The 21,454-nt window shown below is 54.4% G+C and carries 22 protein-coding genes; 12 read left to right on the forward strand and 10 right to left on the reverse strand.

Annotated features, from left to right (window positions below; genetic code table 11):
* Nucleotides 1–23: 23 nt before the first annotated feature.
* From ACW17M_RS11180 to ACW17M_RS11190, 3 genes are all read left to right on the forward strand, one after another.
* Nucleotides 24–986 carry a ribonuclease Z gene (locus ACW17M_RS11180; protein ID WP_427769241.1) on the forward strand — a complete coding sequence of 321 codons (963 nt, stop codon included), beginning with the start codon at nucleotides 24–26 and terminating at the stop codon, nucleotides 984–986.
* Between the two features lie 109 nt (nucleotides 987–1,095).
* Nucleotides 1,096–1,374 carry a type II toxin-antitoxin system RelE/ParE family toxin gene (locus ACW17M_RS11185; protein WP_457547400.1) on the forward strand — a complete coding sequence of 93 codons (279 nt, stop codon included), beginning with the start codon at nucleotides 1,096–1,098 and terminating at the stop codon, nucleotides 1,372–1,374.
* 10 nt (nucleotides 1,375–1,384) lie between these two features.
* Nucleotides 1,385–1,672 carry a HigA family addiction module antitoxin gene (locus ACW17M_RS11190; RefSeq protein WP_022520034.1) on the forward strand — a complete coding sequence of 96 codons (288 nt, stop codon included), beginning with the start codon at nucleotides 1,385–1,387 and terminating at the stop codon, nucleotides 1,670–1,672.
* A 106-nt stretch (nucleotides 1,673–1,778) separates the two neighbouring features.
* Here the strand turns inward: ACW17M_RS11190 and ACW17M_RS11195 are convergent, their stop codons facing one another.
* Both ACW17M_RS11195 and ACW17M_RS11200 read right to left on the reverse strand, forming a co-directional pair.
* Entirely contained in the window at nucleotides 1,779–2,198 is a 420-nt protein-coding gene (locus tag ACW17M_RS11195; protein WP_457547401.1) for a hypothetical protein, read from the reverse strand.
* A gap of 546 nt (nucleotides 2,199–2,744) precedes the next feature.
* Nucleotides 2,745–3,266, reverse strand: a complete 522-nt coding sequence (locus ACW17M_RS11200) for an NADPH-dependent FMN reductase (protein ID WP_138800923.1) — start codon at nucleotides 3,264–3,266, stop codon at nucleotides 2,745–2,747.
* 665 nt (nucleotides 3,267–3,931) lie between these two features.
* On the opposite strand from ACW17M_RS11200, the gene ACW17M_RS11205 reads away from it, so the two are divergent.
* Complete coding sequence (locus ACW17M_RS11205) at nucleotides 3,932–4,585, forward strand: DsbA family oxidoreductase (RefSeq protein ID WP_457547402.1); 654 nt, start codon at nucleotides 3,932–3,934, stop codon at nucleotides 4,583–4,585.
* Between the two features lie 99 nt (nucleotides 4,586–4,684).
* On the opposite strand, the gene ACW17M_RS11210 is transcribed toward ACW17M_RS11205, so the two are convergent.
* From ACW17M_RS11210 to ACW17M_RS11220, 3 genes are all read right to left on the reverse strand, one after another.
* The gene (locus ACW17M_RS11210) at nucleotides 4,685–5,878 is read right to left on the reverse strand and encodes an E22 family MetX-like putative esterase (RefSeq protein ID WP_457547403.1); all 1,194 of its coding nucleotides are present in this window, start codon (nucleotides 5,876–5,878) and stop codon (nucleotides 4,685–4,687) included.
* 265 nt (nucleotides 5,879–6,143) lie between these two features.
* Entirely contained in the window at nucleotides 6,144–7,385 is a 1,242-nt protein-coding gene (locus tag ACW17M_RS11215; RefSeq protein WP_022520027.1) for a PDDEXK-like family protein, read from the reverse strand.
* 9 nt (nucleotides 7,386–7,394) lie between these two features.
* Nucleotides 7,395–8,567 carry a UbiH/UbiF/VisC/COQ6 family ubiquinone biosynthesis hydroxylase gene (locus ACW17M_RS11220; protein ID WP_457547404.1) on the reverse strand — a complete coding sequence of 391 codons (1,173 nt, stop codon included), beginning with the start codon at nucleotides 8,565–8,567 and terminating at the stop codon, nucleotides 7,395–7,397.
* Between the two features lie 106 nt (nucleotides 8,568–8,673).
* Here ACW17M_RS11220 and ACW17M_RS11225 point away from each other — a divergent pair, with 106 nt between their 5' ends.
* A complete protein-coding gene (locus tag ACW17M_RS11225; RefSeq protein ID WP_457547405.1) occupies nucleotides 8,674–9,531 on the forward strand; it encodes an NAD-dependent protein deacetylase in 858 nt (285 codons plus the stop codon).
* Between the two features lie 50 nt (nucleotides 9,532–9,581).
* Here ACW17M_RS11225 and ACW17M_RS11230 read toward each other — a convergent pair whose 3' ends face one another.
* Both ACW17M_RS11230 and ACW17M_RS11235 read right to left on the reverse strand, forming a co-directional pair.
* Nucleotides 9,582–10,082 (reverse strand): PIN domain-containing protein, encoded by a 501-nt coding sequence (locus tag ACW17M_RS11230; protein WP_138800933.1) that lies wholly within the window; start codon nucleotides 10,080–10,082, stop codon nucleotides 9,582–9,584.
* Nucleotides 10,063–11,286, reverse strand: coding sequence for a helix-turn-helix domain-containing protein (locus ACW17M_RS11235; RefSeq protein ID WP_201304174.1), 1,224 nt, complete (start codon nucleotides 11,284–11,286; stop codon nucleotides 10,063–10,065). The genes ACW17M_RS11230 and ACW17M_RS11235 overlap by 20 nt, the downstream gene beginning before the upstream one ends.
* A gap of 167 nt (nucleotides 11,287–11,453) precedes the next feature.
* Between ACW17M_RS11235 and ACW17M_RS11240 the strand changes: the two genes are divergently transcribed.
* The 7 genes from ACW17M_RS11240 (at nucleotide 11,454) to ACW17M_RS11270 (ending at nucleotide 18,216) form a co-directional block, all read left to right on the forward strand.
* A complete protein-coding gene (locus tag ACW17M_RS11240) occupies nucleotides 11,454–12,917 on the forward strand; it encodes a protein adenylyltransferase SelO (protein WP_457547406.1) in 1,464 nt (487 codons plus the stop codon).
* 44 nt (nucleotides 12,918–12,961) lie between these two features.
* Entirely contained in the window at nucleotides 12,962–14,008 is a 1,047-nt protein-coding gene (gene dinB, locus ACW17M_RS11245; protein ID WP_457547407.1) for a DNA polymerase IV, read from the forward strand.
* 130 nt (nucleotides 14,009–14,138) lie between these two features.
* Entirely contained in the window at nucleotides 14,139–14,966 is an 828-nt protein-coding gene (locus tag ACW17M_RS11250; RefSeq protein WP_022520022.1) for an alpha/beta fold hydrolase, read from the forward strand.
* Nucleotides 14,967–14,975: 9 nt separating this feature from the next.
* Nucleotides 14,976–15,224 (forward strand): YkoF family thiamine/hydroxymethylpyrimidine-binding protein, encoded by a 249-nt coding sequence (locus tag ACW17M_RS11255; RefSeq protein ID WP_027957380.1) that lies wholly within the window; start codon nucleotides 14,976–14,978, stop codon nucleotides 15,222–15,224.
* Nucleotides 15,225–15,357: 133 nt separating this feature from the next.
* A complete protein-coding gene (locus ACW17M_RS11260) occupies nucleotides 15,358–16,377 on the forward strand; it encodes a TRAP transporter substrate-binding protein (RefSeq protein WP_457547408.1) in 1,020 nt (339 codons plus the stop codon).
* Nucleotides 16,374–16,886: a TRAP transporter small permease gene (locus ACW17M_RS11265; RefSeq protein ID WP_457547409.1), complete on the forward strand. Its 513-nt coding sequence runs from the start codon at nucleotides 16,374–16,376 to the stop codon at nucleotides 16,884–16,886. Before ACW17M_RS11260 ends, ACW17M_RS11265 begins: the two co-directional genes overlap by 4 nt.
* A 25-nt stretch (nucleotides 16,887–16,911) precedes the next feature.
* On the forward strand, nucleotides 16,912–18,216 hold the full coding sequence (locus ACW17M_RS11270) for a TRAP transporter large permease (protein WP_457547410.1): 1,305 nt from the start codon (nucleotides 16,912–16,914) through the stop codon (nucleotides 18,214–18,216).
* 78 nt (nucleotides 18,217–18,294) lie between these two features.
* Here ACW17M_RS11270 and gabT read toward each other — a convergent pair whose 3' ends face one another.
* The 3 genes from gabT to ACW17M_RS11285 form a co-directional block, all read right to left on the reverse strand.
* Complete coding sequence (gene gabT / locus ACW17M_RS11275) at nucleotides 18,295–19,572, reverse strand: 4-aminobutyrate--2-oxoglutarate transaminase (protein WP_027957377.1); 1,278 nt, start codon at nucleotides 19,570–19,572, stop codon at nucleotides 18,295–18,297.
* A 94-nt stretch (nucleotides 19,573–19,666) separates the two neighbouring features.
* Nucleotides 19,667–20,605 carry a GGDEF domain-containing protein gene (locus ACW17M_RS11280; protein WP_457547411.1) on the reverse strand — a complete coding sequence of 313 codons (939 nt, stop codon included), beginning with the start codon at nucleotides 20,603–20,605 and terminating at the stop codon, nucleotides 19,667–19,669.
* Complete coding sequence (locus tag ACW17M_RS11285; RefSeq protein ID WP_027957375.1) at nucleotides 20,592–21,401, reverse strand: EAL domain-containing protein; 810 nt, start codon at nucleotides 21,399–21,401, stop codon at nucleotides 20,592–20,594. The genes ACW17M_RS11280 and ACW17M_RS11285 overlap by 14 nt, the downstream gene beginning before the upstream one ends.
* Nucleotides 21,402–21,454: the final 53 nt, after the last annotated feature.

The following is a 21,454-nucleotide window of genomic DNA, read 5'->3' on the forward strand; positions in this document are numbered from 1 at the left end:
ATAAGCGAGCGCAAGAACAAGATATGAATTTACTCTTCCTCGGCACCTCCGCCGGCGTACCCACCAAAGCCAGAAACGTCTCCGGCGTCGCTTTGCGAGAGAGCAAGGGGAAGGGCTGGTACCTGATCGATTGTGGTGAGGGCACCCAGCATCAGGTTTTGCACACGAAGCTGTCTTTCCATTCGCTGAAAGCCATCTTGATTACCCACGTGCACGGCGACCACTGCTATGGGCTGCCTGGCATACTGGCGAGTGCGGGAATGGGTGGCCGGAAAGCACCTCTGACCATTGTGGCGCCCGCAGGTATCAAGGCATGGTTGGAGGCTACCTGTGAGGCTACGCAGCTATGTTTGCCCTTTGCCCTGGAGTTTATCGACTCGGACGACCTGCCCAGCGTTGAGTTTGAGAGCATTGCGGTTACCACGTTCAGCCTTTCACACCGGGCGCCGTCCTATGCTTATGGGTTTACGGAGACAAGGGTCGACGCTGCCTTGGATGTGGATAAACTAGCGCAAAAGGGGATTCCAAGAGGGCCGTTGTGGGGGCAGTTGAAGCAAGGGGTTGATGTTGAGTTTAAGGGTGAGCGGTTAAAAAGCCATGACTACCTGATCTTCAAACATAAGCCGAGAAAAGTGGTGATCGCAGGGGACAATGATCAGCCTGACTTGTTGATGAATGCCTGCGCGGGCGCGCAGGTGCTGGTGCATGAAGCCACCTACACCGAAGAGATGGCCCAGAAGGCCGGTGATGTCGGGCATAGCTACGCCAAACTTGTCGCCGCGTTTGCCGAATCGGTACAGTTGCCCAATCTGGTGCTGACGCACTTCAGCCCCCGTTACCAGCTCAATCCTAACGCGTCGCCTTCCATTGAGGACATTCGCAAGGAGGCCCAGCGTGTCTACTCGGGCTCGCTTTATTTGGCGCGGGATTTTGGCGAATACACCCTGGATAAAGCGGGCCACTTTACTGAAGTGGCGGGCGAGTAGTCTTTAACCTAATTGTGTTATCAACGGTAGGGACATAGCACGTTTATCGACTCTTTTTGATTTGCACCATGTTTTTGACACCTGATACGTTGCAGGGTACATTTTATAGATGATCCGAAGCTTCAAACACAAAGGCTTGGCAAAATTCTTCAAATCCGGCAGCACTGCAGGGATTCAGGCTGCGCATACAAAGAGGCTTCGGCTTATTCTTGGTCGACTTAATGCAGCGTCAGATGCCAACGATATGGACTTGCCAGGTCTTCGCTTGCACGAACTCTCAGGTAAGCGCTCTGGAATCTGGTCAGTCACGGTTAGTGGTAACTGGCGCGTGACGTTCCGGTTCGAGGACGGAGATGCCGAGATAGTGAATTATGAAGATTACCACTGAGGTACCGCCAATGCTGATGCACAACCCTCCCCATCCTGGTGAAGTATTACGCGAGCTTTGCTTGGAGCCCCTAGGCCTGACTGTGACAGCCGCTGCGGAAGCGCTCGGCGTAAGTCGCAAAACGCTCAGTGCTGTGCTGAACGGCAAGGCCGGTATTAGCCCTGAAATGGCGGTGCGGCTTTCTATCGCGTTTGATACCTCTGCGGAAAGCTGGTTGAACCAGCAGTCCCAATACGAGCTTTGGCATGCCGAACAGCATCGCAAAGAGCTTAAAGTAAAGAGGCTGGTTGCCGCTTAAAGCAGCGGTGGTTTAAGTACACCCTGGATTAAGCGGGCCACTTTGCTGAACTAGCGGCTGAATAACTGCTTTTATCCCGCCGCTCCTTGAGTGACCACCGCTCAGGTCAGTCGCGGCAATAGCCTTCACCTGTTGCGACTACCAAGCAGTCTTCCTTTTCCAATAGCCACTTCATGCCGGTGGCTTCGCCGTCGCCCGCACGAAGCAGCTGTGGGCCGCCCCCGCGGTTGAAGCTAATGCCCTCGGCGGTGGCCTGCCCTTCGAAAGTGCCGATTTGATCGGCATCCAGGCCGTAGCGCATGTGAAGGAGATAATGGCCCGGGCCTGCAGACTCGTCCTTGCTGATTTCCAGGAATAACCCTTCAACGCCAATCCATCGGCCGACCCATTGGTCGGTCATCTGGTGGTGGGGTTGGTTTTGCTCGGTTGCAGTATCTGAAGCGGGTGCGTTTGATGCGGTGGTATTGCTGTTGCTACACCCGCTTATCAGCATCGTAGCGATTAGCGCTAATAATGCTTTTTTCATAGCTGGCTCCTTATCGTTACTGGGTGTTGCTCAGTATAGGACGAAATGTACTCTCATCAGTTTGAACGTATTTTGGTATATGTCGATGGGCTATGTGCTGCTGAGGTATTTTAAAAACTTACACACCGGCTTGCTGATTATGAACAGGGGTACGTCCGGTGGTTGCTTCAAACACTGCTGAATTTATTTTTGCTCGTGAGGGAATCAATGGGGTAGAGTTAAATTAATTTATGAAATCACTGTTAACTAGGTATCTTCAGGATTTCCCATGTATTCAGACACCTGGCTTCAACGCTGGTTACCTCTTATCACTGATCGAGCTGACTGCGGGCCAGTCCTAGAGCTTGGTTATGGTGCTGACCCATATTGCGAAGAGCTTAACGTGAAGAAGCTTGTTGCGGCCTGAAATAGCACATAGCCAGGCCATTCTCCAGGTGTCATATCCTTCGAGTCGCAGCGGTTTTGCCACTGGTGATGGCAGGCGCTATAAGTTTCTATAGCGCCTGTGATGACAGACTGCAGACGATTTCCCAAAAATAGACAAAATTAAATTTTAATTAATATTCCATGTAAGTCTCGGTTAAACTGCTGGTTAGTGACAACACCCTGCTCTAAGTCAAAATTGTCAAAAAAGCTTGGTAAGGAAAGCGCGCCTATAACGGTTGCTGAAAAATAGGGAGCTGACGCTTGTGCGGAAGCTAAGACACTTTGTGCCCCACCTTGACCAGGTGAGGTAGATAACATAAGAACGGGTTTATTTTGAAATACTTTCATATCTATTCGTGATGTCCAGTCAAATAGATTTTTATAGGCTGACGTATAAGTCCCATTGTGTTCCGCGAATGACATTACGATGACATCTGCTTCACCGATAGCGTTGTAAAAAGCATGCGCCAATTCAGGGATGCCAGACTCCTTTTCTCTTTCTCCGCTAAATATTGGCATTTCAAAGTCGTTAAGATCGATTAACGAAATATCTGCATCGCTGACTTGTTGTGCTGCATAAAAAGCCAGTTTTTTGTTAATGGAGCTTTTGCTGTTGCTAGCGCCGAAGGCAAGTACTTTCATTTTAAAATCCTCTGAGTTGATTTTTTCAAGGGTGTTGGTTTGGTTTTAGTTACACGTTTTTAATAAAAATGTTATCTGAAGCGATAAGATTGAGTTGGCTTTGACGTAGGGCTATTCTGAAACCTCAACTAAGGTTGAGGTCAAGAGGGGCGCGAAAAATAAACTTATAGGCATTTTATTTGAGCTTGAAGAGCTTCCGAATCAGACCCGTGTCACTCTTGTTGATTGGGACAAATTGGGCTCTAGGTGGCGAGGCGAGCTAAATAGGAAGATAACGCAGTTAATTGAACTGAGAGATATGATGACAGACTGCATCGGGTGTGGTTGCCTTTCTCTTGATAAGGTGCAAGCTACATTCTTGAAAGTCATGACTCCTTAATCTTCAAACACAAACCAGGGAAAGTCGTGATCGCCGCGTTTGCCGAATCGACAGAGCTGCCCACTTGGTGCTGACGAACTTTAGTCCTCGTTACCAGTTCAACCCCCAGCGTCGGAGCCAGTAAGATGCTAAGCCGTGAGTAAGAGGCTTTTGCTTACCAACGCCGTCAATGGGTTGGAAAAAGTGCACAACCGACTAGGCGGGTTGCGCTTAGGTGTTGCTTGATAAAAGCCAAGGCTTAGCGCAGTTTGTGCGCTGATGACCGAACCCAACGAGGAGATCCATCATGCAGAAGGTAAGAATTGATCTAGTGTTCGATGTAGCCTGCCCATGGTGCGCGATCGGCTATCGGCGCTTGGAACAAGCGCTAGAAACCCTTGATGGCGAGATCGACGTTGAGCTCTTCTGGCAGCCCTTTGAACTCAACCCTGACATGCCGCCCGAGGGCGAGCCGATCCTGGAGCACTTGTGCCGCAAGTACGGCAAAGATGCTGCCAGCATGGCGCAGTCCCAGCGTGAGATTATGGCGGTGGCCGAAGAGCTTGGATTAAATTTTCGTGGCGCCCAGGAGCGTCGAGCGAACAATACCTTCGATGCCCACCGCGTGCTTGCGTGGGCTGCAACGCAGAACCTAGAGACGCCCCTGCAATTGGCACTGTTTGATGCCTATTTTGGTGAGGCGAAAAACCCTTCAGACCCAGAGGTTCTACGCGAGAAGGCCATTGAGGTCGGGCTTGACGGTGACGTTGCCGAGTCCATCGCCCGGTCTGATCAGTACGCAGACGAAGTTCGAGCGGCAGAGCAGCGATTCATGGAAGCAGGGGTCACTGCCGTGCCGGGATTCATCCTCGACGGGCGCTACCTGATTTCGGGCGCCCAGCCAGCTGAAGTGCTTGTCGATGCGCTTCGTCAGGTGGCCGAAGAGAACGCCAGCCGCTAATGTTTTAGAGGCTCTGGCCTGAGATGCGGCTGGTAAGGCTGGCTCATATTGCAACTTCTTCAGCGCTGGGTTTAAGACTCAAAGTCAGCGCTCAATCCCTTACTGCAAAAACGCCCGCAATGTATCGCTAGCTTGGTCGATGGAAACAACGCCATCCAAATGGCCTCGATCGCCTTCCAGGGTTTCAAGCGTCACCTCAGTGCCATCTGCCTCAATTAGCTCGGCGGTTCGACGCACACCTTCAGGCGCGAAGACGAGGTCGTTTTCGCTATACAGCATCAGTGTCGGTGCTTCGATGGCGGCAAGTCCTTCCTCTAGCGAGTCGCCGTGGCCTGCCATAAAGGTTTGGTTGGCGCGCACCAGATAGAGCAGATGGTTGGCATCGGAGGTGGCCGCGCGGGCGGCGACGATGTCATCCAGCGTTTTCTCAATCGCGTAGCGGGCGTTGATATCCTGGGCTGGGTCGCGTTCTTCGTCGGCCCAATCGCGGTTAAAGGTTTCGTTAGCCCACTGCCAGTGGTTGGCGTTGAGTGTCACCAGTTTTAGCGCTTCTTTTAGCCCGTCGATAGGCGGTTCGCCGTCGTAGTAATTACCCTCGTTCCAGTTGGCGTCTAAACGAATCGGCGCGGCCCAGGCGCTTAGGGTTGCCAGCAGCCAAGGGTCGGCAACGCCGCCGCCAATCACTGAGATTAGCCGTTCTACTCGGTCAGGATAGGCGCTGGCCCACTCGAAGGCCTGTAGCGCGCCCATTGAGGCACCCATCATCGCATGCAGTGATTCAATGCCTTGGCTTTCGAGTAGCTCGCGCTGTACCTCGACAAAGTCGCGGATGGTGACGACCGGGAAGTCCATGCCCCAGGGCTCGCCGGTGTCAGGGTTGATGGAGGCGGGCCCGGTGGTGGTGACGTTGGGGTCTTTGGCATTCAGGTTAACCAGCGTATCCGAGGAGATGATGTAGTACTCATCGGTATCGAGTGGCTTGCCGGGGCCAATGATGGCATCCCAGTAGCCGGTCGGCTGCCCATTTTCCTCATAGCGGCCTGCCGCATGGCTGGTGCCAGAGAAGAAGTGGGTGATTAGAATGACGTTATCGCGGGCGTCATTGAGCTCACCGTAGGCTTCCCAACCCACCGTGATGTTGGGGATCGTCTCACCGCCCTGGGTAGTGAAGCTGTCCATTTCAAAGGTCTGCTTCTCGACGACGCCATCCCAGGCCCACAGGGGAGAAGCCAGAAGGAGGCCAAGGCCGGAACAGAGCGTTGCCGTGAACAGCGCATATCGTGTAGATGCCATAGGGTTGCCTTTAACGAGGGGTTATTGTGATTGTTATGGGCCACCGGCAGTGACCACCCTCTCAGCGTAGTAGACCCTAGCGCATTTTGAATGGATTCAACCCGTTGGCTTGCTGCATCATCATTCAGCACCGTTTAACATATTAAGTGCTTGAGGAAGAACGAGTGGTTAACAATGTTTACCACGGGGGGCCACTACTAGTAATAGACGTCTTTGCTCCGCGCTGATGCCTTGATGCTACTGCGGCCTCTCGTCCGCCCTAGCCTCATGAGTCGGCTATATTGGTTTCTGTCTCGAAAGCGTGTTCATCCACCCATTTGGCTAAATCACCCAGTGCTTTCATCGCACCTGTCTTGGTGTACTCCCGGGGCCAAGCACTCAAAGCCAACCAGCGCCCAGCGGTTTCAGGCCAAGTGTCGTTGCCATGGCCTTCTCTGTACCAAGTACAGTCTGGGTGTTTGGTGACAGGCGTTACCTTTAAAAATGCCCGTTCGATTTTTTTCAGCCAAGGGTCACTGCTTACCTGGCTTTCCAAGTAGGCCCGAACTTCAAAACCGATGCTTTCATCACCTTCCGACTCTGATGAAGGATAATAAACGAGGCATATTTGGGAGGCTCCTGTATTACTCCAAGCACTGGGGAAGAAACGCCATACTCTTGTCTCTTCACTCCAAATTTCCGGCTTTTTCTTGGTATGGATATCGCTGGTAGCTATTTGCAATGCAGCCGCAATATGGCTTTTACCTTCCGCCATCAACTCCTGTTCGAATTGCTCCAAACGCTGAGATGCTTCATACAGGTCATTGAAATGCTTCAACGAAAAATTCAGTTCGACTTTCGTCATTGTCTTTTCTTCAGTTGGATGGGCGATAGAAGTGAGGTGCTGTAACAACTCTTGATAGAAAATTTGCCATTTCGTCTGATCAGATGGGGCTACGTCTTTCCCGTACAGTTCATAAGCTGAGACCAATACTTCCGAGTAGGATAACGTTGGCCAGCCTGCGTTAGTGGCGGGTGCCTGAACGCCTTCCTTGGAGTCATCTGGGCATAAAACGCATTTGTAGATATTAACTTCATAGCTTTTCAGCAAGTCGTCATAGGCATAAAACGGATTATTAGTCGCCGAAGCCCATACTTTATGCTCAATGCCCAATACGAAGTTGTTTCCTGAAACCAATAAGTCCAAGCGCTTGATCGATTCGCTTTCGACATTCCAGCTCCCTGCTTCCCGTTCGGTAGTGACTGCTTCCCAGTCGACTTGCTGTAGATGGTCATGATCGAATCGCTCTTTACGAACTAGTGCATGCAGAACGGCCTTGGCTAACCAGTGAGGCGCACCGGGATAACCGCCCATAAAGAAGGCCATTAAGTCGGATAGTCGGTTCTCATTCTGACCAGGTCCTGCAACCGAAAACAAATTGGGTGTCAGGGGTTCTGGCTTGGGCAGCAGTGCCAGCTTCTCGAAAAACCGCTCCAAAGCTGCCAAATCATTCGATTCTGAATACATTGATGAATCCTAATGGAATTTAAACGGATTCAACCCGTTGGCTTGCTGCATCATCATGCGTTTGGCGAACGGGAAGCGCTCGGCTATTTGCAGGCTTAGATCGCCTAGTTGGCGCAGCGGCTTGGCGCCGGTAAACAGGTGGTGAAAGCTGTCGGTGGCAGCGATCATCGCCTGGTTGGCCGCGCGGCGCTGGCACTCAAAGCGGAGTAGGTTGATATAGTCGCCGGGGTCGCGGCCCTGGATAATGATCTCGGCAAGGGTGTCGGCGTCGTGCAGGCCGATATTTAACCCCTGGCCTGCCAGCGGGTGCACCACATGGGCCGCGTCGCCAATGAGTGCCAGACGCTTGCCGATGTAGCGGTGGGCATGTTGGCGCTTGATGGGAAAGCTGGCCCGGGCGACGATACGGATGAGGTTGCCCAGGCGTTTAGGGAAGGCCATTTCGATGGCTGCTTTGAGTGCGTCATCGTCCAGCTGTTCGCGGGCTTGGGTGGTTTTATCTGTGTCGTACCACACCAAGGAAGCGCGATGGCCGGGCAATGGCAGCATGGCAATGGGGCCCGTGGGGGTGAAGACCTGCCAGCTGACATCCTGCTGGGGCAGCTCGGTTTCCACGTTAATGATCATCGCCCGCTGATGGTAGTCGTGGCTACTAACGTTGATCCCCGCTAGCTCACGTAGGGTCGATTGCGCGCCGTCGGCGCCGACGATCAAACGGGCGCTTAGGGTTTTGCCATTATCCAGCTCCAGCAGGCGGCCAGTGCTTGAGGTGATCGTACTTAACGGCGCGCATTGGGTGTAGCAGGTGACGCTGGGCAGTTGTTCTAGCCGTTGCCATAGCGCGTACTGCAACGTGCGGTTTTCGATAAAGATGCCGAAGTCATCCATGCCACTATCCTGAGCGGAAAACAGCGAATGGCCGGTGCCGTCCTGGTTGGAGACATCGATATGCCGAAAAGGGCAGCAACGCTCCTCAGGTAACGTCGTGCCGCTGGCCTTAACGAACGCTAACGAGCGCGCATTCAGCGAGGAAATACGCAGGTCATAGTCACCGCTAGGGGGAGTAGGGGCATCGCCGTGCTCCACCAGCCCTACGGAGAAGCCCGCATGACCCACGCGGGCCGCCAGGGCGGCGCCCACCATGCCGCCACCGACAATAATAATGTCATGATCGTGCTGCATAAGAGTATCTCCTGGGTGCACAATAACCGTTAAAGGGCGCGTTGCATGGCCCGCTGTTGCTATACAGTATCGTTGAGTTTGAGCCACATTGCCTAGAGGTGAACGATTGACGCAGGCCGTGGAAATTGCAGAAAGCGTTGCCCAGGCGGGCGAGGAACTGGCTGATTTTATTCAGCGGCACCCCAAACTGTGGGTGATTACCGGTGCCGGTGTGAGTACCGACAGTGGCATTCCGGACTATCGCGATGCGGATGGTCAGTGGAAGCGGCCACCCCCGGTGCAGCATGGCGACTTCATGAGTTCTCATCACGTTCGCCAGCGCTACTGGGCCCGCGCGCTGATCGGTTTTAGCGCCATGCGCGAAGCCCAAGCCAGCGGCGCACACCGTGCGTTGGCCGCGCTGGAGTCACAGGGTTATATCCAGCAGTTGGTGACCCAAAACGTTGACCGTTTACATCAGCGCGCTGGTTCCCGCCGGGTGATCGACCTGCATGGTCGAGCGGACATGGTGAAGTGCATGGTGTGCGACTATCAAATGATGCGCCACGCCATGCATGCCGAAATGGCGCGCATGAATCCGAGCTTTACTGGTTTGCAGGCGGGGCACGCTCCGGATGGCGACGCCGACCTAGAAACTGACTTCAGCACTTTTCGTATTTTCGACTGCCCGCGCTGTAGCGGCATCCTGAAGCCCGATGTGGTGTTCTACGGCGATGTGGTACCCGCCGAACGGCGGCTGGCAGCGCAGGTAGCGCTGGCCGAGTCGAATGCGGTGCTGGCTGTGGGCACCTCGTTGATGGTGTTTTCCGGCTACCGTTTTTGCCGCGCCGCCCATGAGCGGGGCATGCCGCTAGCATCGCTATCGCTCGGCGTCACCCGGGCAGACGCGCTATTGACCCACCAGTGGCGGGCGCCGTTGACGCCGGTGCTCGAGCAGGCTGTGCGCTGTTTGCACGGAAACTAGAGCGCCTGAAACACTGATAGCATTTCCTGGGTAACTTTTTACCATGCTCCTCATTGCCTGGAGCCAAAGTTTGCCCGTTCGATATGTTTTTTGGCATCGTCCCAAGGCAATCTGCGTTTGCGTGCTTTCATCAAATCAAGGGAGGCTAAGCTCTCCTCATTGGACAATAGCCCGAACTCAATCATCTCAGTGAACACCCATAGCGTGCCTCTTATATCAACACCTTCGCGCCCAGCAAGGGCGCGCAGATTATTGTCTCCCGTAAGCAACGGGCAGGCTTCCTGCTTAGCTAAAGCCAGCGCTAGCCTGTCGTACAAGCCGGGCTCTTCGCCATGCTCTTCTCCCAAGGTGATCGCATAATCGATGTATAAGGATTCAACAACGAGTGTTTTTAACCCCATATCAATTAGGTACGGGCTGCCGTCTTCAATTTCTTCTTCATAAAGCACGTCAGGCATAGCGAAAACATAAGGAAGCTGAAAGAGTGTTTCCAGTATGCCCCCAGCCTCTAAATCAATTATTACGTTGGCGTCACTGATGAGTAACAGCATCAGCAGACTCCATTAGGCGTTCTCGATAGAAGCGCATCCTTGGGATGCCGAGCAGTTCAGCCGCCTTTGCCTCGGAAATAAGGTCTTCTGCTAATGCCCGATATACTAGCTGCTCAAATAGAGAAGGGGCTTCGTTAGGTAGCACCTCGCCGGGCTCGTTAGTCCTCCAGCCGCGAGCCGAGAACATTCGCATCGTTGCCTCTCGCAACCCGTCATGGATAACGCCACATTGAAACGCACGCATTACCCACCCGGCCATTGAAAGGCCGTACTCATGCTTTAGATGGTAAAGTTCTTGTGGCTCTAAGCGCTTTCGCTGAGAGCCAAGCTCCTTAACAACGGACTCTCTTGGGGCTAAAAACGCGCCAGCAAAACGGTCGCATGCCTTTTCTTCATTTACTCCGTCCGTCAATCGACCTGCAAAAAGCACGTGAGCCAGTTCGTGGGCGAGAGTAAAACGCTGGCGATCCCCAGGCCAGCGAGAAGACACCACTATGACAGGGTAGTACTGCCCATCTACTGTCATTGCTGTAGCAGTCATGCCCGAAAATGCTTTGTGTTCCACGTCGACTGCCATTACCAACAACCCCAAGGGTTCAAGCTCTGCGGTCAGGTCGGCAATTGGATTTAACCCAAGCTCCCATGCGTGTCGTACATTCTCTGCGATGCCCTCAATCTCGTCCAAATCTTCTATTTGGCGAGGTACACAACCAGGGACTGCGAAGTGTGGAATGGGCAACTCGGGGAACGCGTTAAGCAATTCGACACGTTTCTCAATCATTTCCGTAATGCGGATTTGTATAGCGTCAGAACGCTTCTTCCCAAACGTGCTGTGTTTACGAAATTCGATGTTCGACAACGTTACCGTCGACTTTCGGAAAAAATATTCTGTGCGAACGCCACACGCTTTAGCGATCTTGAGCAATTTAGAGGAGTCGGGTGTTGCTTTACCTTTTTCATACTTCTGTATTGCCGCCTTGGAAACCTCAAGCTGCTGGCCCAACGCTTCAAGCGTCAAGTCAGCAGCAAGGCGTGCCTGATGGATTCGTTGACCTAGCATAGATGTCACTCGGTTTACTTTTATAAAAGTATTTTGTGAAAAGTAAACCTTGTGCCAAACAATAACCAGCGGAAAAAATTCACAGAAATCTTTATTAAGAGAAAAGTGACCGGACTTTATGCTCACGTACCAGCCAGCAGCCAAGCATATCTCTCGCCACTTCAAGCGTGTCCCGATTATAAAAATCCCTTGGCAGTGGCGTCAGCTCGCTGTTTTTAACATTTGGTATGTTTGGCAACATCGCCTCGGCGTTTAGTTGAGTAGAATGCTAGGGTATTAGATAGTTATTGCCACTAAAAGCGGAGCCTATCGTGCTGCCATTCGAACATCTCTATTCCACCTTGCCTGAACCCCTCTGGGTCGCCACCCAAGCAACGCCTGTGGCCAGCCCGGAGCTGATTGCGTTCAATGCGCCGCTTGCCCATGAACTGGGGGCCAAAGAGATACCTGACTCAACAACGCTTGCCGATTGGTTTAGCGGCAACCAGCCCATGCCGGATGCCAAGCCGGGCGCCTTAGGTTACGCCGGGCATCAGTTCGGCAACTTTGTGCCGCAACTGGGCGATGGCCGTGCGCTGTTGCTGGGCGAAGTGATCGATCAGAATGGCGTTCGCCGCGATGTGCAGCTAAAAGGCAGCGGCCGCACACCGTTTTCCCGTGGTGGCGATGGTCGTTCGCCGTTAGGGCCGGTGCTGCGTGAATACCTGGTCAGCGAGTTCATGGCCGCCATGGGGATTCCCACCACCCGTGCCCTTGCGGCCGTGGCGAGCGGCGAGCGAGTGGTACGGCAAATGGCTGAGCCCGGCGCCGTCTTTACCCGCGTGGCGAGCAGCCATATTCGCGTGGGCACCTTTCAGTTTGCCGCTGCACAGCGGGATGAAGCATTGCTCAAAGCCCTGGCGGATCATGTGATTGCGCGCCACTACCCGGATGCCGCCAACGCAGAAGATCCCTATATGGCGCTGCTGGAAGCGGTGGTCGCTCGTCAGGCGGTGCTGATTGCCCGCTGGATGAGCGTGGGCTTTATTCACGGCGTGATGAACACCGATAACTGCAGCATCGCCGGTGAAACCATCGATTACGGCCCCTGTGCCTTTATGGAGCAGTTCGATCCGCAAAAGGTGTACAGCTCCATCGATCAAGGCCGACGCTACGCCTTTGCCAACCAGCCAGCGATTGCCCAGTGGAATCTGGCCCGCTTTGCCGAAACGCTGCTGCCGCTGATGCGGGAAGAGGGCGACGCGGTCGTGGAGCAGGCCACTGACGCCATCCGCCGCTTTGAATCACTGTTCAGCGCCGAGCAACTACGACTGCATGCCGATAAGCTCGGTTTAGCGGCGGCAAGCCCCCAAGCCGAAGCGCTAATGGAAGGCCTCGAAAGCCAGATGCATCAGGGGCGGATGGACATGACCGCCACCTTTGACGCGCTCACGCAATACGCTTCCTCGCCGAGCGATGAGTACCGCCAGGCACTGCTGGCACTGACGACTCAGCCTGACGGTTTGACCGCGTGGCTGGATACCTGGCAGCAAGCGCAGATAGCCAGCCAAGATAGTGAGCGTTTTGCGGCCATGCGAAGCGCCAACCCGGCCATTATTCCCCGTAACCACCGGGTTCAAGAGGTCATTGATGCCGCTTACGACGGTGATTTTTCGCCTTTCCACACCTTATTGGCAGTTGTGACTAAGCCGTTCGATGAATCTGTTGAAGCGCGCCGTTTAGCAGAGCCCGCCACGGAAAATGAGCAAGTGCTAAGAACCTTCTGTGGTACATAACGCCTATGCTAGACTGTGTTTTTTTACAGTTGGGCGGGTAGCCGGTGCGCAAAATCATTCACTGCGACTGTGACTGCTTTTATGCAGCAGTGGAAATGCGCGATAACCCCGCGCTGCGGGATATACCGATTGCCATTGGCGGCAGCGTCGAGCAGCGCGGGGTGGTCGCCACCTGTAACTATCCCGCCCGCGAATTTGGCATTCACTCGGCCATGCCCATGGCCCAGGCACTCAAGCGCTGCCCACACCTCACAGTGATTCGCGGTGAGATGGCCAAATACAAAGAGGTCGCCCGCCAGGTCTTCGCCATTTACCGCGATGTGACTGAACTGATCGAACCGCTCTCCCTGGATGAGGCCTTTCTGGATGTCTCGGAGGTCACCCAGCATCACGGCAGCGCGACACTCATGGCCGAAGCGATCCGCGAACGGGTCAGCCGCGAAGTGGGGATCACCGTTTCGGCGGGCGTAGCGCCCAACAAGTTTCTGGCCAAAATTGCCAGCGACTGGAACAAACCCGACGGCCTGTGCGTGATTACGCCGGATAAGGTCGATAGCTTCGTACAACAGTTGCCGGTCAAGAAAATCCACGGGGTAGGGCCCCGCACGGCCGAGAAACTGGCGGGGCTGGATATTCACACCTGCGCTGACCTGCGTACCCGCACGCTAACCGACCTGGTCGAGCACTTTGGCCGTTTTGGACGGCGGCTGTATGAGCTGAGCTGGGGGCGGGACGAGCGCCCGGTGAAAACCCACCGGGAGCGCAAGTCGGTCAGCACCGAACAGACCTACGCCCAGGATTTACCCAACCTCGACGCCTGCCGCCGTGAGCTACCCGCGCTGATCGAAGATTTAGAGCGCCGCTACGCACGGCTTGACCCGCCACTGGCGGTGCGCGGGTTAATCGTAAAAGTGAAGTTCAACGACTTTACCCAAACCACCGTCGAACACGCCGACCCCGCGCCTAACCTTGAACAGTTTGAAACCCTGCTTAACGTTGGCTGGGCACGTGGCGAGCGCCCCGTGCGCCTGCTTGGCGTAGGGTATCGGCTGGCGGACAACAGCCAGGAGCATCAGCTGTCGTTGTTTTAATTAGCCTGTTAATCCTTTTGTCGATTGACGCTCATACAGTAGCGCGTTAAAACAGATGTATGATAGGCGGCATAAATAACCATGTTTCACATTAGCCGTCTTCCTGCCTTTTTAACGCGCGAGCCTTGCCATGTCTGCTAATGCTGCCCAACGTCCCCGTTTAGTGTTTGCCCATGCCAATGGTTTTCCGGGCTTAAGCTATCGCAGCCTGCTGAACCCACTGGCAGAGACCTTTGATCTGCACCCTCTGGATCGCCTGGGTCACCACCCTGACTACCCCGTTAATCATAACTGGGGCAACTTGGTGGATGAGCTGCTGAGCTATCTACCCGAGACGGATACGCCGCTTCTGGGCGTGGGGCACTCTTTGGGTGGCACGCTAATGGCCATGGCCGCGGATAAACAGCCCGAGCGCTTCTGCGGGGTGATTATGCTTGATCCCCCTTTGATGCTGGGGAAGGACGCCTGGGCAATGAAAGCCGCCAAGCGGTTTGGCTTTGTGGATCGGGTTACTCCTGCTGGAAAAACCTTGGGGCGGCGCACCGTGTGGCCGAGTCGCGAAGCGATGGCAAGCTCGCTGGGTCGCCGGGGGCTGTTTCGTCGCTTTACCCCGGAGGCGCTCAACGACTACATTGAAGCAGGGACGCGTTTGCTAAACGATGGCAGTGCAGAACTGACCTTTGATCCTGGTATTGAGGTGGAAATTTTCCGCCACCTGCCGGATCACCTCTCGCGCCTGCCGCAGCGTTTGGGCGTGCCGTTAGAACTGGTGGCGGGCAAAGAGTCCCACCTATTGACCGCTTCACGTATAAAACGCTTGAAGCGTAGAGGGCTATCGGTGAGTGAAGTCCCCGGTACGCATATGTTCCCGATGGAGCATCCGGACGAGACCCGTGCCGCTATTTTGGCTGCCTGGCAGCGTTTATCCAGCGTCCGTCAGCCCCAAAACACAGCGTAAGGAGGCGTTATGTATCTTTCCGTACAGCTTAGCTATTACCCGTTGGCCGATGACTTCAAGCCGGTGGTCAAAGAGGTGGTGAAACGCCTTGAGGCGACAGGGTTGGAAGTACACCCGAATCGCATGAGCACCCAGGTATTTGGCGAGTTCGATGCGGTCATGGCGGGACTGAGCGAGGTGATGAAGTGGTCGTTCGAAACCCACGGCAAAGCGGTCTTCACGGCTAACTTCCTCGAAGGCGATCGTCGGCCACGCTAATCACGCAGCATAGGCAACGCCGCCCACTGGGCGGCGTGTCGTTGTCTGGTCCGTTCGCGTCGCTATGGGACATAAATGGTTCCCAAATGACTGTAGTTTAATCCCTATACCAATCAAAATAGGGGTTAAAAGAATGTTCCATCCTGCTGATTTAAATAACAAATTCCCTCATGCGGGTAAAAAGCTCTCGATAGCGCTAGGGGCACTACTCGTCAGTGGCTATGCGCATTCCCAGTCGGTCAGTATGGACTTCTCCAATGAGTATAATGCGTCCTCCATTCATGCTCAGGGCGATGCCTATTTTATTGATAAGCTTGCCGAGTTAACCGATGGCGAAATTGATATCACGCTGCATACGGGTGGCTCGCTCGGCTTTAATTCCGGCGATCATTTTTATGGCGTGGCCGATGGCGCCGTCGAGATAGCGGATACGCTCTCGGGCACCATGAGCGGTATCGATTCGCTGTTTCTACTCTCTTCACTGCCCTTTATTGTCGACGACGTTGCCGATGCGCGGCGGCTTTATGACATAGCAAAACCCTATTACGAAGAGGTGTTCGCCGATAATAACCAGGTGCTGCTATATGCCTCGCCCTGGCCGCCGAGCGGCATCTGGTCTGAAGACGAGATCGCGAGCCAGGACGATCTCGAGAACCTGAAGATTCGCACCTTTGACCGTAACGGTACCGAGACATTTAGAAATGTAGGCGCCTCGCCTGTCAGCCTGTCCTGGGCCGATGTGGTACCCCAACTGGCCACCGGCGGTATCGAGGCGGTGTTAACGTCCGCCGAAGCGGGGGCCAATGCCAGCTTCTGGGAGCACCAGAATTACTTTGCCGGGGTCCAGTACGCCATTCCCCTCAACATGGTGCACATGAATCGCGATGCGTTCGAATCGCTTACCGACGCTCAACAGGATGCGGTCATGGAAGCGGCCAGCCTGACTGACCAACACAACTGGGAAGCGGTTGAAACGCGTACCGAAGAGAACTACCAGACGCTGGGTGAGCACGACGTCGCGATCAGTGATCCCGTTTCGGACGAGCTGCTGACGCCTCTCAAAGAAGCCGCCAGTGGCGTGGTCGAGAGCTGGCTGGAGAATACCGGTGATGACGGCGAGTCTATCCTGAGCGAGTTCCGAGGCGAGGAATGAGAGCGCTCAACATCATCGAGCGTATCTCTCAACTGCTCAATCGGGTTGGTGCTGTCATTGCCGTGCTGCTCATTATTTATATGCTCGGCCACATCCTGTTAGAGATAGCGCTCAGGCTATTTGGTCACTCGACGTTTATCCTCGATGAGTATATCGGCTATGCCGTGGCCACGATGTCATTTTTAGGCCTGCCTTATGTGCTGGAGAAGGGCGGGCTGATCCGTGTCTCGCTGCTGCTGGAGCGCTTTCCTGAAACCATGCGCTGGCCGCTGGAGCTATTCAGCAGCTTGGTAACGGCAGGCTGCTTTGTGTGGCTATCGACCTTCTGGTTTCAGAACGTTCAGCGTAGCTATAGCCGCGGCACCGTCAGCGAAACCATGGCAGAGACGCCTATTTGGCTGCCGGAGAGCGCCATCCTCGTGGGCATGTGGTTAATTTCCATCACGCTGTTAGTCAGAGCTCTGAAAATAATGGTTCTGCGTTCAGGCTACTCGTCTCGCGTCAATTGAAGCAGCGACTAATAGGAAAGGCGTTATGGATATTTTTTGGTCGGCCGTCGGGGTCGGCGTACTGCTGTTGTTCTTTTTGTCGATGGGCACCTGGATTTTTGCGTCCATGCTGGCCGTGTCCATCGGCTCGCTTTGGCTGTTTGGCGACTTCGGTGCTGATCGTATTGGCCTGATTTTCTCGCGAATTCTCTACCGTGCCAGTAATAGCTGGGAGTTATCGGCCATCCCGCTGTTTATATTGATGGGCGAGCTGATTTTTCGCTCCAACATTTCCGAGCGGCTTTTCAAAGGGCTGGTGCCGATTACCCGCCATTTGCCGGGCGGCATTCTCCACACCAACGTGCTCGGCTGTACGCTGTTTGCGGCAGTGAGCGGCTCCAGCGCGGCGACGACCGCGACGATTGGCAAAATCACCACCCAGGAGCTGAAAACGAGGGGGTACGATCGCAACCTGTCGATCGGTTCGCTGGCGGGCGCCGGTAGCCTTGGGCTGTTGATTCCGCCTTCGATCGTGATGATCGTCTATGGCGTTCAGGCGGAAGTCTCCATCAGCCAGCTGTTCATGGCGGGGGTGGTGCCGGGCCTGTTAATTGCGCTGCTGTACAGCGTGTATATCGGCGCGAGGACCTATCTGTCGCCGTCGTTGGCACCCAAGCAGGAGGCGACTGACCAGAGCGTAGGGCAATCCATTTTGTTGCTGCTGCCCGTGCTGGTGTTGATCAGCATCGTGATCGGCTCTATCTATAGCGGTATTGCCACGCCCTCGGAGGCGGCTGCGGTGGGCGTGGCCGCGACGTTGGTGCTGCTCGGTGTCGAGCGCCAGCTTTCGGCGCGGCTGTTTATCGAGGCGTTCAGAGGCACATTGATCACCAGTATCATGGTGTGCAGCCTATTGATTACTGCCACGCTACTCTCCACGGCGATGGGCTACCTGCACCTGCCCCGGGAGCTTGCGGAGTGGATCGCCGCGCAAAACTTTACCCCGATGTCGTTGTTGCTGGCGCTGGCGGTTTTCTATGTGGTGCTGGGGCTTTTCCTGGACGGTATTTCGATCACCGTGATGAGCCTGCCGATTACGCTACCGATCGTGCTGTTGGCGGGGTTCGATCCGATCTGGTTTGGCATCTTCCTGATCATCATGATCGAGCTTGGCCAGATAACGCCGCCGGTCGGATTCAACCTGTTTGTGCTGCAAAGCCTGACGGGGGAAAGCATCAGCCGGGTGGCCCTGGCAGCGCTACCTTTCTTCCTGCTGATGTGCGTGGCGGCCTTGATCATCAGCTTATGGCCGGATATTGCCTTGTGGCTGCCTCGCTTTATGGCGGAATAAGCAGGTTAGGTATCCACACAAGTAAAAACGCCGCCCCAAATTTGGGCGGCGGTTTAGTTCTTGCTGACTAACGCTTAATTACACCAGTGAATCCAGGCAGGACTCAATAATATCCAACCCTTCATTGAGCACGTCATCTTGAATGGTGACAGGCATCAAGAAGCGGATGGTGTTGCCGTACATGCCGCAGGAAAGCAGGATCAAGCCCTCTTCGCGGGCTTTCTTGCACAGCGCGGCAGCCAGTTCAGGGTTAGGCGTGTGATCGGCTTTATTCGACACCAGCTCAAAGGCAGCCATGGCGCCCATGTTGCGCACGTTGTCGATGCAATCAAACTTATCTGCCCAAACGTTGAAGCGCTTGGCCAACTTGTCGCCCAAAGCCTGGCTCTTCTCCAGAATGTTCTCTTCTTCAAACACTTCCATAACCGCCAACGCGGCCGCACAGGCGGTGGGGCTGCCGGTGTAGGTGCCGCCCAATGAGTTAGGGCCTGAAGCATCCATCACCTTGTCAGTACCCACGATGGCGGAGATCGGCATGCCGTCGGCCATACTCTTGGCCATGGTCATAATGTCCGGCTCAACACCGCTATGCTCGATGGCAAACATTTTGCCGGTACGGCCAAAGCCTGACTGCACTTCATCGACTATCATCAGCATGCCGTGCTCATCGCAGATTTCGCGAACCTTGGTCAGGAAGCTGGTAGAGGCCGGGTAGAAGCCGCCTTCGCCAAGCACCGGTTCGAGCACGATGGCCGCGGTATCTTTGGGGTTGGCATCGGTTTTCAGCGTCATTTTCAGGCCGCGAATAGCTTCGTCTTCGCTAACGCCGTGGTAAGGCACCGGGTAGGGCGCACGGAAAACGGTGCCCGGCATGGGGCCGAAGTCGCTCTGGTAAGGCGCCACCTTGCCGTTCATGGCCATGGTGAAGAAGGTACGGCCGTGGTAGCCGCCATCGAAGCAGATAACGTTAGAACGGCCAGTGGCGGCGCGGGCGATCTTGACCGCATTTTCCAGCGCTTCCGCACCCGAGTTGGCCAGCATGACTTTGGCATGGCCACGAACGGGCACGATGTGACTGAGTTTTTCCGCGACTTTCACGTAGCCTTCATAAGGCATGACCGTTTGGCAGGTATGCATCAGCTTATCGAGCTGGGCTTTTACCGCTGCGACCACTTTGGGGTGACGGTGACCTACGTTGAGTACGCCAATGCCGCCTGCGAAGTCGATAAAGCGGTTGCCGTCCGCGTCCCAGATTTCAGCGTTTTCAGCGTGGTCGGCGAACGCCGTTGCGGGGCTTGCAGCGCCAGCAGCGACGTATTTATGTTTTAGCTCGTTTAGTTCGGCATTGCTGCTCATGGCTTACTTCCTAATTGATGAGGATTGATCTTTTAGCATAGTGCTTAATAGGGGTGCCTGATAGGGGCCTGATTGTGAAGTTTAAAAGCGTTGCCTACATGGATGACGAGGCAATGACAACACGGTTGCGCCCCGTCTGTTTAGCTTGATACATAGCTTTATCAGCACGATCAAGTAGCCGTTTGCCCGAGGCTTCAACGTAGCTGGCAATCCCCGATGAGAGCGTCATCGTTAATTGGTGCTTAGTAAACGTTTGTTGCGCGACGCTTTCACGAATGCGTTCCATGCCTTGGTAGGCTTCTTCAGAATTTACGCCTGGCATAATGATTAAAAACTCTTCACCGCCCAATCGTATGTGCAAATCGGTATCGCGCAGTACAGCACTCACTAAGGAGGTGATCTGTTGTAAAACGCTATCGCCCGCGCTGTGCCCATAGGTATCGTTGATCGCTTTGAAGTCATCCAGGTCATAGATCGCGATGCTGAAAGGTGTTCCATACCGCTCGCAGCGCTTGATCTCTTCATCCAGGCGCTGCAAACCGGCACGACGGTTGAGCAGCTCCGTTAGCTCATCGTGGTGAGCCAAATGATCCAAGCGCTCATTAGCCTGCTTGAGCCGCTCTTCTAGCTGTTTGCGCTGGGTAATGTCGATTATGAAAGTGACTTTACGCGGTTCGCCGTCGTCAGCCTCAATACGCGCAGCTTCGGCGATGATGGTGCGTCTTCCGCCGTTTTTGAGAACCACATCCCACTCTTGGCGCAGCTCTTGATCCTCGTTGCCCTGCATAAACTCAGTATGCAGCGCTGATAAAATCGCATGGTTCTCTTCGGGCACTACGTGGGTAAGGTGCTGGCCTAAAAGCTCTTCCTGCCGGTAGCCATAAAATTCACAGTAAGCTGGATTGACCATTTCAAAGTGACCCGAAGGGGTTGTAATACAGATTCCAATCGGTGCCGCTTTGATAACGTTTTCGGTATTGCGCTTTGAGCGGTTAAATAACTGGTAGAGTCTGTCGAGACTAATCTCTTTCATACACCGCTCCTGAGCTGCTATCTACTTCATTTTTTAACCCCACTAATAGCGGAACAATATTGGTGCACAAAGTGTTAATCGCCGGTTTTGCGTAGTAGAAACCCTGCTGATGAACAATCCCCGCGCGGGCGAGCCATAAGGCTTCGGCACGAGTCTCGACACCTTCGGCGATAAGAGTCATATCGAGCTCTTGGGCAAGCAGGATAATCGCGTTTAACAACGCTTGGCGGCGAAGATCATTATCGCAATTCATCACCAGCTCACGGTCGATTTTGAGCTTGTCAGGTGTCAAATCGGTCAATAAGTCCAAATTGGCGTACCCATTACCAAAATCATCCAGCGCCGTTTTAAAGCCCATGGAGCGGTAAGCATCGATGATATTGCACAGGTGCTGCCGGTCGCGGACGCGCTCGGTTTCGGTGATTTCAAAAATTAGCCGATGAGTTGGCCAACCCACCCGTTTTGATACCGCTAACGTTGCCTGGATGCAGGCTTCGGGCTCATAAACGGCGTTGGGCAGAAAGTTGATCGAAAGGTCGGTTTGCATATCCAGTGCGCTGGCCATTTCGATTGCTTTTACCCGGCAGGCCTGATCAAAACGGTAGAGGAGCTCATCAGTCACTTGCGAAATGACGCTCCAAGCGGATTCACCGCACGGCCCACGAACCAGTGCTTCATAGGTGACGATTTGGGCCAGCGATAGATCCACGATTGGCTGAAAGGCCATGGTGAACTCAAAGGGCAAGTCGCCTTCACAGCGTTTGCAACTGCCATTGACGCGTGCGCACTGGCTCATAGCTGCTCCTGAGGGATGGGTGTTGGATGGCGCTGTTAATGCCATAACATTAG

This window comes from Vreelandella sp. 2A-K22, assembly GCF_054065485.1.

Coding starts and splice junctions, on each gene's coding strand:
- ACW17M_RS11180 (WP_427769241.1), top strand. CDS start 24: ATGAATTTACTCTTCCTCGGCACCTCCGCCGGCGTACCCACCAAAGCC.
- ACW17M_RS11185 (WP_457547400.1), top strand. CDS start 1,096: ATGATCCGAAGCTTCAAACACAAAGGCTTGGCAAAATTCTTCAAATCC.
- ACW17M_RS11190 (WP_022520034.1), top strand. CDS start 1,385: ATGCTGATGCACAACCCTCCCCATCCTGGTGAAGTATTACGCGAGCTT.
- ACW17M_RS11195 (WP_457547401.1), bottom strand. CDS start 2,198: ATGAAAAAAGCATTATTAGCGCTAATCGCTACGATGCTGATAAGCGGG.
- ACW17M_RS11200 (WP_138800923.1), bottom strand. CDS start 3,266: ATGAAAGTACTTGCCTTCGGCGCTAGCAACAGCAAAAGCTCCATTAAC.
- ACW17M_RS11205 (WP_457547402.1), top strand. CDS start 3,932: ATGCAGAAGGTAAGAATTGATCTAGTGTTCGATGTAGCCTGCCCATGG.
- ACW17M_RS11210 (WP_457547403.1), bottom strand. CDS start 5,878: ATGGCATCTACACGATATGCGCTGTTCACGGCAACGCTCTGTTCCGGC.
- ACW17M_RS11215 (WP_022520027.1), bottom strand. CDS start 7,385: ATGTATTCAGAATCGAATGATTTGGCAGCTTTGGAGCGGTTTTTCGAG.
- ACW17M_RS11220 (WP_457547404.1), bottom strand. CDS start 8,567: ATGCAGCACGATCATGACATTATTATTGTCGGTGGCGGCATGGTGGGC.
- ACW17M_RS11230 (WP_138800933.1), bottom strand. CDS start 10,082: ATGCTGTTACTCATCAGTGACGCCAACGTAATAATTGATTTAGAGGCT.
- ACW17M_RS11250 (WP_022520022.1), top strand. CDS start 14,139: ATGTCTGCTAATGCTGCCCAACGTCCCCGTTTAGTGTTTGCCCATGCC.
- ACW17M_RS11255 (WP_027957380.1), top strand. CDS start 14,976: ATGTATCTTTCCGTACAGCTTAGCTATTACCCGTTGGCCGATGACTTC.
- ACW17M_RS11260 (WP_457547408.1), top strand. CDS start 15,358: ATGTTCCATCCTGCTGATTTAAATAACAAATTCCCTCATGCGGGTAAA.
- ACW17M_RS11265 (WP_457547409.1), top strand. CDS start 16,374: ATGAGAGCGCTCAACATCATCGAGCGTATCTCTCAACTGCTCAATCGG.
- ACW17M_RS11270 (WP_457547410.1), top strand. CDS start 16,912: ATGGATATTTTTTGGTCGGCCGTCGGGGTCGGCGTACTGCTGTTGTTC.
- gabT (WP_027957377.1), bottom strand. CDS start 19,572: ATGAGCAGCAATGCCGAACTAAACGAGCTAAAACATAAATACGTCGCT.
- ACW17M_RS11280 (WP_457547411.1), bottom strand. CDS start 20,605: ATGAAAGAGATTAGTCTCGACAGACTCTACCAGTTATTTAACCGCTCA.
- ACW17M_RS11285 (WP_027957375.1), bottom strand. CDS start 21,401: ATGAGCCAGTGCGCACGCGTCAATGGCAGTTGCAAACGCTGTGAAGGC.